Origin of the sequence: Paraburkholderia sp. RL18-085-BIA-A, assembly GCF_046027075.1 — a bacterium.
GTDB lineage: Bacteria > Pseudomonadota > Gammaproteobacteria > Burkholderiales > Burkholderiaceae > Paraburkholderia.
Map to the genome: position 1 here is coordinate 1 of NZ_JARESU010000584.1, position 527 is coordinate 527.

The following is a 527-nucleotide window of genomic DNA, read 5'->3' on the forward strand; positions in this document are numbered from 1 at the left end:
GAGACTGTTTCAGACATGTCTCGCACGTCCAACACCATCACGTGCCCAAAATGCGACGGAGAGCGGTGGCAGCTCTGCACACGATGTTACGGTTCCGGAGAAGTCCATGATAACGAGACCTCCGATATTTTCGACCCCGAAGGCAGAGATACTTGACTTCCTCAGGAGAACGTCAGGAAGCCTCAATTGGCAGTTGCAAGTGCCCGACATCCAGAACTGATGCCCGGCAGCTGTGTTTCGGCTCTCAGTTCCCTGTCCGCTTCAGCCGCTGCGCGGCGTCCGGCGGCGGCGCATCGCACGCGAAACTCTGGGCGGTCAGTGCGTCGGAATACACGGTCCAGCCGGCCGCATCGGTCGCGCGCACGCGGATTGACTGTTCGACCGTCGGCCGGTCACCGCGGCGATAGAGACAAGGTGGCGCGTAGTTGAAATCGAGGAAGCCGTACGGGTCCGCCGGCGGCGTGCCCGGGATGGTGACGGCAATGTCCTGTGTGTCGCCCGGGAGATGCTCAACGCGGAGCGCCACA

At 62.0% G+C, this 527-nt stretch carries 1 protein-coding gene; it reads right to left on the minus strand.

Going from position 1 to position 527, the window contains the following annotated elements; all coding sequences use genetic code 11:
• Positions 1-244: 244 nt before the first annotated feature.
• Positions 245-527 (minus strand): hypothetical protein (locus P0D89_RS53950; protein ID WP_408379823.1); only part of this gene is annotated, 283 nt, incomplete at its 5' end.